The following is a 14,031-nucleotide window of genomic DNA, read 5'->3' on the forward strand; positions in this document are numbered from 1 at the left end:
TGTTGCTCGGGAAATGAGATATCCGTTTCTCGAGCGCCCCGCATACGCTTGCTACTTTGCTCATCCCATTCATCGGTCGCGGCTCCGTCGTGCCGAAAACATGAGCAAGGAACCACGATGCGTCGCCTTCCGGTTGTAACGGCTGCGGTCCTTTTTGCGCTTGGCGGTCTTCCGGCCTTCGCCGAGGCGCCGAGCACGATCCTCAACGCCTCCTATGACGTCTCGCGCGAGCTGTTCGTCGCGGTCGATCAGGCCTATGCCGCGAAATATCTGAAGGACACCGGCAAAACGCTGGAGATCAAGCAGTCGCATGCCGGTTCGTCCAAGCAGGCGCGCTCGATCCTGGAAGGTCTCGACGCCGATGTCGTGACCTTCAACCAGACGACCGATGTCCAGGTCCTGGCCGACAAGGGGTTCGTCGCCAGCGACTGGACGACGAAGTTCCCGGACAATGCGTCGCCTTATTACTCGCTGCCGGTGTTCCTCGTTAGGGCGGGCAACCCCAAGGGCATCAAGGACTGGAACGATCTCGTCCGCGACGACGTCAAGCTGGTCTTCCCGAACCCGAAGACCTCGGGCAATGCGCGCTACACCTATCTGGCCGCGACCGCCTACGCCAAGGAAGCCTTTGGCAATGACGAGGCCAAGGTGAACGACTTCGTCAAGAAGTTCCTCGCCAATGTCGCGGTGTTCGATACCGGCGGCCGGGGTGCGACGACGACCTTCGTCGAGCGCGAGATCGGCGACGTGCTGATCACCTTCGAGACCGAGACCACCGGCATCCGCAAGGAGTTCGGCGCCGACAAGTTCGACACGGTGGTTCCCTCCGTCAGCCTGCTGGCCGATTTCCCGGTCGCCGTCGTCGAAAAGGTCGCCGAGAAGCGTGGCTCCAAGGAGATCGCGACCGACTATCTGAACTTCCTCTATTCGCCGGAGGGCCAGACCATCCTCGCCGAGAACGGCAACCGCGTGCGCGACAAGGCGGTCGCCGAGAAGTTCGCGGCTTCGTTCCAGCCGGTTCGCCTGGTCACGGTCGAGGACGTCTTCGGTGGCTGGTCCGCCGTTAACAAGGCCTATTTCGGCTCCGACGGCATTCTCGATCAGCAGCTCGCAGGCCAGTGAGCTCCGTCGACATAGGCATGGGCGGAGCCGGCGCGCTGGCGCGCCGCCGCCCATCGAAGACAAATGGCAAAGGGCAGGGCCGGGTCGTACCCGGCTTTCGCCTTTCGCTGGGCATCACGCTCTTTTACGCGGCGATCATCATCTGCCTGCCGCTGGCGACGCTGATTCTCGTCGGCGCGCGCCTCGGGCCTGCCGATTATTGGGCTGTCGTGAGCTCGCCACGCGCGCTCGCCAGCTATCGCGTCACGCTGGGCGCCGCTGCGCTCGCGACGATCTTCAATACTTTCTATGGCTTTGCGCTCGCCTGGGTGCTGGTCCGCTATGAATTTCCGGGCCGGCGGGTGCTCGACGCGATCGTCGATCTGCCCTTCGCCCTGCCGACGGCAGTGGCCGGCGTGGCGCTGACAGCGATCTTTGCCAAGAATGGCTGGTTCGGCGAACCGCTGGGCGCGCTTGGCATCAAGGTCGCCTACACGCCGATCGGCATTGCGCTCGCCATGGCCTTCACCAGCCTGCCCTTCATCGTGCGCACCTTGCAGCCGGTGATGGAGGAATTGGACGGCGAGATCGAGGAAGCCGCCCGCACGCTGGGTGCGGGCAAGGTCACGATCTTCTTCCGCGTCGTGCTGCCGATTCTCGTGCCGGCGCTGCTGGCCGGCGTCTCGCTTGCCTTTGCGCGCTGCCTCGGCGAATTCGGCGCCGTCATCTTCATCGCCGGCAACCAGCCCTACAGTACCGAGATCACCGCCTTGCTCGCCTTCATCCGGATCGAGGAATATGACTATCCCGGCGCCGCCGCGATCGCGACCGTGATGCTTGGGACGGCCTTCGTGCTTCTCGTCGTCACCAACGCGCTGCAGGCTTACGCGCGCCGCCACGAGTTGGCGCCATGAGCGTGACCTCGCAACCGCCCGTCGGCGCTCGAAAGGGATGGTCGCGTCCTGTCCTGATCGGCATCGTCCTGCTGGTCACTGCGCTCGTCATCGGTGCGCCGGTCGTCGCCGTGTTCACGCAGGCTTTGTCACAGGGCCTCGGCTACGCGCTCGAATCGCTGGCGCAGCCCGACACGCGCGCCGCGATCTGGCTCAGCATCACCGTCGCCATCGTCGTCGTGCCGATCAATACGGTTTTCGGCATCGCCGCCGCCTGGGCCATCGCCAAATTCCGATTCCCCGGTCGGAAGCTGCTGCTGGCGATCGTCGAGCTGCCGTTCTCGGTCTCGCCGATCGTTGCCGGCATTTCCTATCTGTTCGTCTATGGCGGGCAGGGGCTGTTCGGCCCGTTTCTTGAGGCGCACGATCTGAAGATCATGTTCGCGCTGCCGGGCATCATCCTGGCGACGACCTTCGTCACCGCGCCCTTCGTGGCGCGCGAGTTGATCCCGCTGATGCAGTTGCAGGGAAATGGCGACGAGGAAGTCGCCGCGACGCTGGGCGCACATGGCTGGCAGACCTTCTTCCGCGTGACGCTGCCCAACATCCGCTGGGGCCTGCTCTATGGCGTCGTGCTCTGCAATGCGCGCGTGCTGGGCGAGTTCGGTGCGGTGTCGATCGTTTCCGGCAACATCCGGGGCGAGACCAACACGCTGCCGCTGCATGTCGAGCTGCTCTATCACGACTACAACGCAGCCGGCGCCTTTGCGGCGGCGGCTGTGCTGACGCTGGTCGCGCTCCTGACCCTTTTCGTGAAGACCATCCTGGAGCGGGTGACCGGCAGCGCCGGATCGCTGCACGGATCCTGAGGTCTCAGCAAGCGCTGAGACGCGCCAGCTCCTGCCGTCGCTTCACCAGCACATGGCGCGAGGTCGGCAGCGCGATGGTGCCGGCGCATTCGAGCTGGGTCATGGTGCGCGAGACAGTCTCGATCGTCAGGCCGAGATAATCGGCGATGTCCTGGCGGGACATGGGCAGCTCGATCTCTGCGTGGCTGCCCTGACGCTCGGCCATCTCGGTCAGGAACGAGCCGATCTTCTCGAGCGCCGTCTTGCGGCCAAGCAGCAGCGAATGCTGCTGGCAGGCATCGAGGCTGCGCGCGGTGATGTCCCACAGCGCGCGGGCGATCTCGGGGTCACGACCGGCCGCGGCGAAGGCCGTGTTCCGGTTGATCATATGGATGGTCGCGTCCGTGATCGCTTCAGCGGCGAAGCAGTGAACGGCGCGCGCCTCCATGCCGAAATAGTCGCCCTCCATCAGGAAGGCGCCGATCTGGCGGCGGCCATTGCTGAGCAGCTTGCAGGTCCGCACCGTGCCGCTGATGACCTGGTAGACATACTCCGCCGGGTCCTCCTCGGCGACGATCTCGGCGCCGCGTTCGAAGTGCATCGTGATGCCCATCAGGCCGATGAAGTTCGACGGGGCGAAGCGCGAGCCCTTGACGACGATTCCGGCCGAGCGATCCTTCATTTCCGGCAGGATGTTCCGGGCGGTTGCAACGGCGGTCAGCATGTCGTTTTCCTTGCATTCGATCAGCATGAACGCTGGAATAGGATGAAGACGGCTGCGCCGACATTCAGATCATGTACCTAAGGGATATCCCGTAGGTGATCGGGCTCGGGGCGAGGGGTAGGGTGCGTGTTTGGATTGCGGAAAGCGGCCGCCTTCGGCGTCGCGCGCGAAGCTCGGAAGGTGGCGGCTCGGCCATGAAGATCTTTTCCTGGCCCGTCACCGGCATGAGACGGACACTGCTTTCTTCCCTGCTTGTTGCCATTCTCGTGGTCGGCGCCTCCTGGCTGTCGCTGCAGCCCGTGTTTCGCGCGCAGGCGGCATTCCTGCTCTACATTCCGGCCGTGATTGTCGCGGCGGGCATTGGCGGGCTCTGGCCGGGAATCGTGGCGATCGTCGCCAGCCTGTCGCTCGGCATGGCGATCTATGGCCAGGCGGACGGGCTCGGCACCTCCCATGTCTGGAATGGCGTCGCCTTTGCGGTGATCGGCGGCGGCCTTGTCGCACTCGGCGAGTGGCTGCACCGCGTCCGGGGGCAACTCGCCACGGCGGCCGCGGACCTGCGCTATCGCGAGGCGCATCTTCGTTCGATCCTCGAGACGATTCCCGACGCGATGATCGTCATCGACGAGTCGGGTCTGGTGCAGTCCTTCAGCGCGGCCGCGCAGCGCATGTTCGGCTATACGGCGGCGGAGATCCTCGGACGCAACGTCAAGCTCCTGATGCCGTCCTCCTACCGGGAGCAGCATGACGGCTATCTCGAGCGATACCGGAAGACGGGCGAGCGGCGGATCATCGGCATCGGCCGCATCGTGGTAGGCGAGCGCAAGGATGGCTCGACCTTTCCGATGGAACTGGCGATCGGCGAGATGCACTCCGGCGAGCAACGATTCTTCACCGGCTTCGTCCGCGATCTTTCCGAACGGCAGGAGACGGAGGCGCGGCTGCAGGAACTGCAGTCGGAGCTGGTGCATATTTCGCGTGTCACCGCGATGGGTGAGATCGCCTCGACGCTCGCGCATGAGCTGAACCAGCCGCTCTCGGCGGTGGCCAATTATCTGCGCGGCTCACGCCGGCTGCTGGAAAACGCGACGCCGGAAAATATCCCCAAGGTTCGTGCCGCGCTGGAAAGCGCGGCGGACCAGGCGCTGCGGGCCGGCGAGATCATTCGCCGCCTGCGCGATTTCCTGGCGCGCGGCGAGACCGAGAAGCGGGTGGAGAGCCTGGCGCGGCTGATCGAGGAGGCGAGCGCGCTGGCACTCGTCGGCGCCAAGGAGAAGGGCATCCGCATCCGGTTCGAGCTCGCCCCCGACGTCGACCTCCTCTTCGGCGACAGGGTCCAGATCCAGCAGGTCCTGGTCAATTTGATGCGCAACGCCATCGACGCTATGGAGGAGGGCGGCGGCAGGGATCTGGTCATTTCCAGCGAGGTCGAGGCGGGCGACATGATCCGGGTGAAGGTTTCGGACCGGGGAACCGGCATTGCGCCCGACGTGATGGCGCGGCTGTTCCAGCCCTTCCTGACGACCAAGCAGAACGGCATGGGCGTCGGCCTGTCGATCTGCCGGACCATCGTCGAGGCGCATGGCGGGCGGATCTGGGCCGAGGGCAATCCCGGCGGCGGCACCGTGTTCAATTTCACCGTGCCGGCCGTGCGGATCGAGGAGGCGGAGCGTGTCCACTGAACGTAGGGTTCATGTCATCGACGATGACGATGCCGCGCGCGATTCGCTCGCCTTCCTGTTCGAAAGCGCAGACATCGCGGTGGCGACCTACCCTTCCGCGGAGGCCTTTCTCGCCGTTGCGCCCGGTCTTTCGGATGGTTGCATCGTCACGGACGTGCGGATGCCGGAAATCAACGGCATTGAATTGCTGAGGCGGCTGAAGGCGAAGGCGATCACGCTGCCGGTCATCGTCATCACTGGCCATGCCGATATTGCGCTGGCCGTCGAGGCGATGAAGAGCGGCGCGGTCGACTTCATGGAGAAGCCGTTCGACGACGAAGCCATGCTGCGCGCCGTCCGCTCCGCCTTCGCGCGCCAGGGCACGACGCGCGAGCAGGGACAGGAGCGGGCCGCGATCCGGCAGCGCCTGGCGGCGTTGTCGAACCGCGAGCATCAGGTGCTCGAGGGGCTGGTTGCCGGCCACGCCAACAAGCGGATCGCGCATGACCTCGACATCAGCCCGCGCACCGTCGAGATCTACCGCGCGCATGTGATGACCAAGATGGGCGCATCGAGCCTGTCGGAACTCGTGCGCATGGCGCTGGTCGTGGGGGCCACGGGAGACTTCGCCGCCAGGGACGGCTGACCGGCCGTCTTGAGGTGGATCAATGCGGCCGCTCGGGGAGCCGGGCAGGGTTTAGGCTTTCCGCGCGAACCCGAGATCCATGGCCGCTTCTGCACATTCCGAACCGCGACCGCCTGTGGTCTTCGTCGTCGACGGCGATGGCGCCGTCCGGCGTTCCCTGCGGTTCGCCTTGGGGATCGAAGGCTTTCAGGTCGACACCTTCGCCGATGCAGAGGCGTTTCTGAAGGTGGGGGAATGCCGGCCCGACGCCTGCGTCGTCGTCGATTATCGGCTGAAGGGCATGAGCGGGCTTGAGCTGATCCAGTCGATGCGCCGGCGCGATTGCCCGATGCCGGCGATCCTGACGGTCACCAACCCCTCGCCGGCATTGGCACGCCAGGCCGAAGCGGCCGGCGTTGCGCTGGTCGAGAAGCCCTTGCTGGGCCCGGCCCTGCTCGACAGGATCCGCGAAGCGCTGGCGGGCAGCCTTCCCCCAGCCGGTCCCGGCGCACCCGCCTGAGGCAGCCGAACCTACCCCACCGTAACGTTCCGCAAGGCTTTCGTCACGCACCTGGCATAGGCTTCGCGCAGGGATTGCGCAGTCGAATCAGGACGCGCGTGCTACGACGCTCGGAGCGACAGCGCGAACAGGACGTAGCCAGGGCCTTCCATGAACGATTCGACGAGCAATGCGGGACGCAGCCCGGTACCGGCCATGATCGGCCTTTGCGCGGTGATCCTGATCGTGGCGGCGATGTATTGGGCCAGCAATGTCTTTGCGCCCATCTCCTTCGCGCTGCTGATCATCGCCATGGTCTGGCCCCTGCAGCGCGCCCTCCAGGCTCGCCTGCCGCAACTCGTGGCGCTGCTGGTATGCTTGGTCGGCACCATCGTCGTGATGGGGATCTTCACGCTGCTGCTGGGCTGGAGCCTCAACCGGGTCGGCATCTATGTGCTGAGCGACACGGCGCGCTTCCAGACGATGTACAACGAACTCGCGGCCTGGCTCGAGGGCCATGGCATCGCCGTTTCCGGCCTCTGGGAACAGCATTTCAACGTCAGCTGGATCCTGCGCATCGTCCAGCAGGTCACGGGCCGCCTCAACAGCACGCTGACTTTCTCGCTGGTGGTGCTGATCTACGTCATGCTTGGCCTGCTGGAAGTCGGCGATATCGGCCGCAAGCTGCGCCGCTTCAAGCCCGGCAGCCTCGGCTACGCCTTCCTGGTCGGCAGCGGCGAGACCGGCGCCAAGCTGCGCCGCTACATGCTGGTGCGCACGCTGATGAGCATCATGACCGGCGTTCTGGTCTGGGGCTTGACCTACAGCGCCGGCCTCAGCCTCTCGGCCGAGTGGGGCGTGATCGCCTTTGCGCTCAACTACATCCCGGTGATCGGGCCGCTTTTCGCCACCGTGCTGCCGACCCTGTTCGCCATCGCGCAGTTCGAGACCTGGCAGGCGGCGATCCTGATCTTCGTCTTCCTGAACCTGATCCAGTTCCTGGTCGGCAGCTATCTGGAGCCGCGGATCGCCGGCAAGTCGCTGTCGCTCTCGCCGGTCATGGTGCTGTTCGCCGTGTTCTTCGGCACGTTCCTGTGGGGCATCGCCGGCGCCTTCATCGGCGTGCCGATCGTCATCGCCATCGTCACCATCTGCGCCCACCACGATTCGAGCCGCTGGATCGCCGACATCCTCGGCTCCCCGCCGGCCGATCCGGAAGCCGGCTGAGGCGAGGTTAACAGCGTCCGTTCTGGTAACGCCCCGTTAGCGTCCCGTCAGCGCTCAAGTCGTTTCCGGCTCGGGCGCGGCGACCAGGATGCGTTCCGGCCTTGCCAGCGCCAGGCCCTTGCCGTCGACATGCAGGGTGTGGACGTAGAAATAGCTCCCCTTGGCGTTGGTCCCCTCCATCACCGGTGAGGGGGCCGAAAGGATTGGCATGCCGCCGCTCTCGCCGATCCAGTCGACATGGCGATGGCCATGCAGGATGACGACCCGGCCGGCAAAACGCTGGAGCCGCCGCACGAACCAGCTGCCATTGATCAGCGCCGTGCCGATCCGCTCCGAGAGCGCATTGGCGGGCTGCGGATACTCGACGACGTGATGGTGCAGGGCGACCAGCCAGGACGCCTGCGGATAGTCGGCCTTGACCGCATCCATCGCCCGCGCTTGCTCCAGCGACACCATGCCGAGCGCGTTGGTGAAGGAGAAATGCGTCTCGGCATTCGAGTTCAGCACGATGATGCCGAGCCCGTCCGGGCGCGAGGGCGGCTGGACCATCGGGAAGGACGTCTGCCAGATATCCGACACCGGCCGCCAGGCCCGGCGCGAGGCGCGGTCGGCGAAGGTCTCGATCGAGCCGCGCTGGCGCTCCATCGCCTCGCGAAACGTCTCGCCGAGCCGGTTGTGTTCGCGGTCGACCAGCCGGTAACGGTCGCCCTGCAAGGCTTCCATCGCCGAGAGCGTGCGCAACTGCCGTAGCCGCTTGTTCGGGCTCGTCGGCAGGTCCATCCGGGCAGGGTTGTTGCGGTCGACGACGTTGACGTCGTGATTGCCGGGCAAGATCGTGACCAGCGGTACGAGGTCCGGGAACGGCTCCAGCGCGTCGAAGAATTCGGCCCATTCTGTCGAGATGCCGGCATCGGTCATGTCGCCGGTGATCAGGATCGCGTCGAGCGGCCTTGCCGCATGCACGGCGCGCAGCCGCTCCAGCGTCGCTTTGAACTTGTCGTTGCCGCGCGGGCCGACCCGGCCGCTCTCGATGCGGAAGCCGTAGCGCTCGCCCACGCAGTGAATGTCGGAGAGATGGGCGACCCGCCAGCGCGGCGCATCGTCGGGCGCCGGGCGGAAGCCGGTGAAGCCGCGCGGCTGCGCCATGGTGGCGTCGGCGATGCCCCAGACGAGCGCCGCGATGGCGAGATAGGCGCAGAGCAGCACCGTGCCATTGGCAAGCGCGATCCCCACCACGCGGCGCGGCGCGCTGAGATCGGCCAGCGTCCCGGTCCAGTGCGTCGCCGGCCAGATGAGCGCCGCGACGCCGATGGCGAGCACGCACACGGTGAGGCCGGCGATCGCCGCCGTCATGGCGCGCGCCCGGGCGATCGTCGCGGGCTTGGCATCGATGCGGCGCAGCAGCCGGTGCTCGATCAGATGGCGCAGCGTTTCGCGGCAAAGCGCATAGGCCGGCTGCACCGCGATTGAGTTCAGCGACCAGAAGCTGCTCTCGATCATGCGGAACAGCGGCCGGCCGCCATACCAGGCGACCAGGCCAAGGATCGCCAGCAGCAGGATGGGCACCAGGCCCGTAAACAGCTCCGCCGCCTGGCGTGACACTTTGCTGATCCAGATCGACAGGAAGAAGGGGGCGAGCCCGAGCGCAAGCCCGGGCAGACCCATCAGCAGGGTCCAGGCGAGGATCAGCTTGAGCGGGCTGATCTCGGCCAGAAGCGATCCGGCGATCGAAAACAGCGAGCGCTGCTTCGTGCTGGAGGCGTCGTCTTCAATGTCGCCCTTGCGGGGATCGACAATCGGATTCATCGGCGGCACACGGGCAAGGGCGACATCAATCCGGCTAGCTCGTGGTGCCGCCGGCGGGGGGCGGTCGTGTCGGCGGGGGCGGTGGTCTCGGCCGGTGCGGCCGCATGATCGGCCAGCGCCTCGCGCAGCGCCTTTTCCTGCTCGTCGGTGAGCGAGGTGCGCATCACCGTGCCGCCGACGCCGCGCAGGTCCGCCAGGACCTTGTCGGTGGTCATCTTGCGGATCAGCAGGAACAGGCCGGCATTGCCCGGCGCCAGCGACTGCGCCGCGTCCTTCATGAACTCGTCGTTGATGCCGACATCGGTGAGCTTGCCGCCGAGCGCGCCGGAAGCGGCGCCGATCGCCGTGCCGACTAGCGGCATCAGGAAGATGAAGCCGATGAGCGTGCCCCAGAAGGCGCCGGAGACGGCGCCGGTCGCCGTGGTGTTCACCAGCTGGTTGAGCTTGATGCGGCCATTGGCGTCGCGCACTGCGACCACCGCGTCGCCGAGCTCGATCAGATATTCCTTCTGCATCTCGAGGACGCGGTCGCGCACTTCCTCGGCCTTCTGCTCGGACGGGAAGGCGATAAAGACGAGGTCGCTCATTGGGAAAACTCCATCGTTCGGAACGATCTTGAACTGTTGGCCGGTTGGCGGTCGGCATACGGCCGCCGCGAACATGCAATGGCACAGCAACGCTACCATAGCGCGACGGCGCAGGATTGCGAGCGCGCCCCGTCCCGCCGCGCGGCTTCCTGTCCCGAAAGACCGGTTGATGCACAGCCGTCTTCGGCGTGCCGCGCGGCCGCCGCCCGAACCGCCATTCCTGCCTGCCGACAGGCGGCAAAAATGCCGTCCAGACGGAAAGACTTGACGACTAGAACAAAACGTGAACATATGAGATATCGACAGTCCGATAAGGAGATAGCCATGACCGCCTATATCCGCGACGTTGCCGCCCTGGGTGCCCTGATGCTGTTCATCGCGATGGTGAGCCTCTGGTCGGATCTGCTCGTCCACGTCGTCTGAGCCGCCTCAGCGGGGGAAAGGCGCCGGCGTGATGGACAGGCGCGGCGCTCTGGACGTAAATCAGGCGGAAGAGGATCGCCTGATGAGTCTTATTGCTCGCGACGTCGGATTTGTTCATCTCCGCGTCCACTCCGCCTATTCGCTGCTGGAAGGCGCGCTGCCGCTCAAATCGCTGATCAAGCTGGCGGCGGCGGACAAGATGCCGGCGCTTGGCCTGACCGATACCGGCAATCTGTTTGGCGCGCTGGAATTCTCCGAGAGGGCGGTCGAGGCCGGCATTCAGCCGATCATCGGCTGCCAGGTGGCGGTCCATTTCGACGACGGGTTCGAACCGTCGCGTCGCCCGGTCCCGGGCCAGAAGAACCTCTCCGATCTGGTCATGATCGCCTCGAACGAGGCGGGGTACTGGAATCTCGTCCGCCTCGTCTCGCGCGCCTTCATGGAGACGGACCCCGGCGACAAGCCGCATATCAAGTTCGGCGATCTGGAAGAAACCCATGAGGGTCTGATCGTGCTGACCGGCGGCGGCGCCGGGCCGCTCGACCAGGCGATCCGCATCGGGCAGGGCGCCTTCGCCGAAAGGCGGGTCGAGCGCATGGCCGGCCTGCTCGGCGACCGGCTCTATGTCGAATTGCAGCGCCACCAGGCGATCGAGCAGCAGCGCGCCGAGCCGGAGCTGATCGATCTCGCCTATCGTTATGGCCTGCCGCTGGTGGCCACCAACGAGGCCTTCTTCCCGAAGCGCGACGACTATGAGGCGCATGACGCGCTGGTCGCGATCGCCGAGGGTTCGGTGGTGGCGGACGAGAAGCGGCGGCGGCTGACGCCGGAGCATTATTTCAAGTCGCGCGCCGAGATGGTGGCGCTGTTCGCCGACCTTCCCGAGGCGACCGACAATTCCGTCGAGATCGCGCTGCGCTGTTCCTACCGGCCGATGAAGCGCAAGCCGATCCTGCCGCGCTTCGCCGGCGCCGATGCGGAGCCGGAGGCCGCCGAGCTGGCCGAGGTCCAGGCGCTGCGCGACCTGGCCCGGACCGGCCTCGAGAAGCGCCTCGCCTTTCACGGTCTCGCGCCCGGACTGACCGACAAGGAGTATTGGGACCGGCTCGAATTCGAGCTTTCCGTCATCGAGAAGATGAAGTTCCCCGGCTACTTCCTGATCGTGGCCGACTTCATTCAATGGGCGAAGCTGCAGGGAATTCCGGTCGGGCCGGGCCGTGGTTCGGGCGCCGGCTCGCTCGTCGCCTGGTCGCTCACCATCACCGATCTCGACCCGATGCGCTTCGCGCTGCTGTTCGAGCGCTTCCTCAACCCCGAACGCGTCTCGATGCCGGACTTCGACATCGACTTCTGCCAGGACCGGCGCGGCGAGGTCATCGACTACGTCCAGCAGAAATACGGCGCCGCCCAGGTGGCGCAGATCATCACCTTCGGAACGCTGCAGGCGCGCGCCGTGCTGCGCGACGTCGGCCGCGTGCTGCAGATGCCCTATGGCCAGGTCGATCGCCTCTGCAAGATGGTGCCGCAGAATCCGGCCAATCCGGTGTCGCTGGCGCAGGCGCTGATCGATGAATCAAGGTTGCGTGAGGCGCGCGACGAGGATCCGGCCGTCGCGCAATTGCTCGCCATGGCGCAGAAGCTCGAAGGGCTCTATCGCCACGCCTCGACGCACGCCGCCGGCATCGTGATCGGCGATCGGCGCCTCGACGCGCTCGTACCGCTCTACCGCGATCCGCGCTCGACCATGCCCGTCACCCAGTTCAACATGAAGTGGGTCGAGAGCGCCGGGCTGGTGAAGTTCGACTTCCTCGGCCTGAAGACGCTGACGGTGCTCGACACGGCGGTGAAGCTGATCGCCAAGCGCGGCATCACCGTCGATCTCGCCGCCATTCCGCTCGACGACAAGCCTTCCTACGAGATGCTGGCGCGCGGCGAGACGGTCGGCGTGTTCCAGCTGGAAAGTCAGGGCATGCGCAAGGCCCTGATGGGCATGCGGCCGGACCGGTTCGAGGACATCATCGCGCTGGTGGCGCTCTATCGCCCGGGTCCGATGGACAACATCCCGACCTACAATGCGCGCAAGCATGGCGAGGAGAAGCCGGACTATTACCATCCGCTGATCGAGGTCGTGCTAAAGGAGACGCACGGCGTCGTCATCTACCAGGAACAGGTGATGCAGATCGCGCAGATCCTGTCCGGCTATTCGCTCGGCGAAGCCGACATGCTGCGCCGCGCCATGGGCAAGAAGATCAAGGCGGAGATGGACGCCCAGCGCGACCGTTTCGTCGTCGGCGCCGTCAAGCAGGGCCTGACCAAGGACCATGCCAACACCATCTTCGACATGCTGGCGAAGTTCGCCGATTACGGCTTCAACAAGAGCCACGCGGCGGCCTATGCGCTCGTCGCCTACCAGACGGCCTATCTGAAGGCGAACTACCCGGTCGAGTTCCTGGCCGCGTCGATGACGCTGGACATGGGCAATACCGAGAAGCTGAACGATTTCCGCCGCGAGGCGATGCGCCTCGGCTTCACCGTCGACCTGCCTTCGGTCAATCGCTCCGGCGCCGTGTTCGACGTCGAGGACGGCCGCATCATCTATTCGCTCGCCGCCATCAAGGGCGTCGGCAGCCAGGCGGTCGAGCATCTGGTCGAGAGCCGTGGCAGCCGTCCGTTCCGCGATCTCGCCGATTTCGCCGCCCGCATCAATCCGCGCGTGCTCAACAAGCGCACGCTGGAGAGCCTGATCTGCGCCGGCGCGCTGGATGGCTTCACCCCGGACCGCGCCCGCGTCATGGCGGGCGTCGAGCGGATCATGGCCATCGGCAGCCGCGTGGTCGAAGGGCAGGCGATCGGCCAGGACGAGCTGTTCGGCGGGGGCGGGCAGGGCGAGGCGCTGACCTTGCCCTTCGTCGACCCGTGGATGCCGTCCGAACGGTTGCAGCGCGAGCATGCCGTCGTCGGCTTCTATCTGAGTGCCCATCCGCTCGATGAATATGCGCCGATCCTGAAGCGGATGCGCGTCCAGACCTGGGCCGAATTCTCCGAGGCCGTGCGCCTTGGCTCTGCCGCCGGGCGCCTGGCCGGCACGGTCACGACGCGGCAGGAGCGGCGGACCAAGTCCGGCAACAAGATGGGCATCGTCCAGTTTTCCGACCCGACCGGCCAGTTCGAGGCGATCCTGTTCTCCGAGGCGCTGAACGAGTATCGCGACAAGCTGGAGCCGGGCCAGTCCGTGATCGTCCAGGTCGCGGCCGAGGATCGCCCGGAAGGCATCAGCGTCCGGATCGTCACGGTCAAGCCGCTCGACCAGATGACCACCGGCCTGAAGCAGCTCCGCATCTTCATGCGCGGCGAGGAGCCTTTGAAGAGCATCGAGCGCCATCTCTCCCGCGGCAAGGGCGAGGGCGACGTCAGCCTGGTGCTGATGCTCGACAAGGGCCAGCGCGAGGTCGAGGTGCAACTCCCCGGCCGCTACCTGCTCTCCCCCCAGATCGCCGGCGCGCTCCGAGCCGTGAGCGGCGTCGTGCAGGTCGAGCTGGTATAGGGAGGGCGCTCGTCTGAGCCGGCGGGGGCAACGCGCCCGTCGTCTACGGCTTGGTACGGGTGGACGGATGGAGGTGCGTTCTTCAGCTCTCTT

Annotated in this window: 11 protein-coding genes; 8 read left to right on the top strand and 3 right to left on the bottom strand. The window is 66.0% G+C overall.

Translation table 11 applies throughout. From position 1 onward, the window contains the following. Positions 1-117: 117 nt before the first annotated feature. The 3 genes from ACHMWQ_RS13175 to cysW are packed head-to-tail and all read left to right on the top strand — an operon-like array spanning position 118 to position 2,863. Positions 118-1,122: a sulfate ABC transporter substrate-binding protein gene (locus ACHMWQ_RS13175; protein ID WP_396307803.1), complete on the top strand. Its 1,005-nt coding sequence runs from the start codon at positions 118-120 to the stop codon at positions 1,120-1,122. 17 nt (positions 1,123-1,139) lie between these two features. After that, entirely contained in the window at positions 1,140-2,015 is an 876-nt protein-coding gene (gene cysT, locus ACHMWQ_RS13180) for a sulfate ABC transporter permease subunit CysT (protein ID WP_396307804.1), read from the top strand. Further along, positions 2,012-2,863, top strand: a complete 852-nt coding sequence (gene cysW, locus ACHMWQ_RS13185; protein ID WP_396307805.1) for a sulfate ABC transporter permease subunit CysW — start codon at positions 2,012-2,014, stop codon at positions 2,861-2,863. Before cysT ends, cysW begins: the two co-directional genes overlap by 4 nt. Before the next feature lie 4 nt (positions 2,864-2,867). On the opposite strand, the gene ACHMWQ_RS13190 is transcribed toward cysW, so the two are convergent. After that, a complete protein-coding gene (locus tag ACHMWQ_RS13190) occupies positions 2,868-3,566 on the bottom strand; it encodes a helix-turn-helix domain-containing protein (protein WP_396307806.1) in 699 nt (232 codons plus the stop codon). A 194-nt stretch (positions 3,567-3,760) separates the two neighbouring features. Between ACHMWQ_RS13190 and ACHMWQ_RS13195 the strand changes: the two genes are divergently transcribed. The 4 genes from ACHMWQ_RS13195 (at position 3,761) to ACHMWQ_RS13210 (ending at position 7,578) form a co-directional block, all read left to right on the top strand. Next, entirely contained in the window at positions 3,761-5,248 is a 1,488-nt protein-coding gene (locus ACHMWQ_RS13195; protein ID WP_396307807.1) for a PAS domain S-box protein, read from the top strand. Next, the gene (gene fixJ / locus ACHMWQ_RS13200; protein ID WP_396307808.1) at positions 5,238-5,873 is read left to right on the top strand and encodes a response regulator FixJ; all 636 of its coding nucleotides are present in this window, start codon (positions 5,238-5,240) and stop codon (positions 5,871-5,873) included. Before ACHMWQ_RS13195 ends, fixJ begins: the two co-directional genes overlap by 11 nt. 79 nt (positions 5,874-5,952) lie before the next feature. Further along, positions 5,953-6,372: a response regulator transcription factor gene (locus tag ACHMWQ_RS13205; protein WP_396307809.1), complete on the top strand. Its 420-nt coding sequence runs from the start codon at positions 5,953-5,955 to the stop codon at positions 6,370-6,372. Between the two features lie 150 nt (positions 6,373-6,522). Continuing rightward, the gene (locus ACHMWQ_RS13210; RefSeq protein WP_396307810.1) at positions 6,523-7,578 is read left to right on the top strand and encodes an AI-2E family transporter; all 1,056 of its coding nucleotides are present in this window, start codon (positions 6,523-6,525) and stop codon (positions 7,576-7,578) included. A gap of 54 nt (positions 7,579-7,632) precedes the next feature. On the opposite strand, the gene ACHMWQ_RS13215 is transcribed toward ACHMWQ_RS13210, so the two are convergent. Together ACHMWQ_RS13215 and ACHMWQ_RS13220 are read right to left on the bottom strand one after the other, a co-directional pair. After that, positions 7,633-9,384 carry a metallophosphoesterase family protein gene (locus ACHMWQ_RS13215; protein WP_396307811.1) on the bottom strand — a complete coding sequence of 584 codons (1,752 nt, stop codon included), beginning with the start codon at positions 9,382-9,384 and terminating at the stop codon, positions 7,633-7,635. Continuing rightward, positions 9,381-9,971, bottom strand: a complete 591-nt coding sequence (locus ACHMWQ_RS13220; RefSeq protein WP_396307812.1) for a DUF1269 domain-containing protein — start codon at positions 9,969-9,971, stop codon at positions 9,381-9,383. The genes ACHMWQ_RS13215 and ACHMWQ_RS13220 overlap by 4 nt, the downstream gene beginning before the upstream one ends. Before the next feature lie 505 nt (positions 9,972-10,476). Here ACHMWQ_RS13220 and dnaE point away from each other — a divergent pair. Beyond that, positions 10,477-13,938, top strand: coding sequence for a DNA polymerase III subunit alpha (gene dnaE, locus ACHMWQ_RS13225; RefSeq protein ID WP_396307813.1), 3,462 nt, complete (start codon positions 10,477-10,479; stop codon positions 13,936-13,938). The last annotated feature ends 93 nt before the right edge of the window (positions 13,939-14,031 follow it).

It is taken from the genome of Kaistia sp. UC242_56, assembly GCF_044452255.1.
Taxonomy (GTDB): Bacteria; Pseudomonadota; Alphaproteobacteria; order Rhizobiales; family Kaistiaceae; genus Kaistia; species Kaistia defluvii_A.

What these genes read in the sequence shown, in the direction of transcription:
- ACHMWQ_RS13175 (WP_396307803.1), top strand. Translation starts at nt 118, where the DNA reads ATGCGTCGCCTTCCGGTTGTAACGGCTGCGGTCCTTTTTGCGCTTGGC.
- cysT (WP_396307804.1), top strand. Translation starts at nt 1,140, where the DNA reads ATGGGCGGAGCCGGCGCGCTGGCGCGCCGCCGCCCATCGAAGACAAAT.
- cysW (WP_396307805.1), top strand. Translation starts at nt 2,012, where the DNA reads ATGAGCGTGACCTCGCAACCGCCCGTCGGCGCTCGAAAGGGATGGTCG.
- ACHMWQ_RS13190 (WP_396307806.1), bottom strand. Translation starts at nt 3,566, where the DNA reads ATGCTGACCGCCGTTGCAACCGCCCGGAACATCCTGCCGGAAATGAAG.
- ACHMWQ_RS13195 (WP_396307807.1), top strand. Translation starts at nt 3,761, where the DNA reads ATGAAGATCTTTTCCTGGCCCGTCACCGGCATGAGACGGACACTGCTT.
- ACHMWQ_RS13205 (WP_396307809.1), top strand. Translation starts at nt 5,953, where the DNA reads ATGGCCGCTTCTGCACATTCCGAACCGCGACCGCCTGTGGTCTTCGTC.
- ACHMWQ_RS13210 (WP_396307810.1), top strand. Translation starts at nt 6,523, where the DNA reads ATGAACGATTCGACGAGCAATGCGGGACGCAGCCCGGTACCGGCCATG.
- ACHMWQ_RS13215 (WP_396307811.1), bottom strand. Translation starts at nt 9,384, where the DNA reads ATGAATCCGATTGTCGATCCCCGCAAGGGCGACATTGAAGACGACGCC.
- ACHMWQ_RS13220 (WP_396307812.1), bottom strand. Translation starts at nt 9,971, where the DNA reads ATGAGCGACCTCGTCTTTATCGCCTTCCCGTCCGAGCAGAAGGCCGAG.
- dnaE (WP_396307813.1), top strand. Translation starts at nt 10,477, where the DNA reads ATGAGTCTTATTGCTCGCGACGTCGGATTTGTTCATCTCCGCGTCCAC.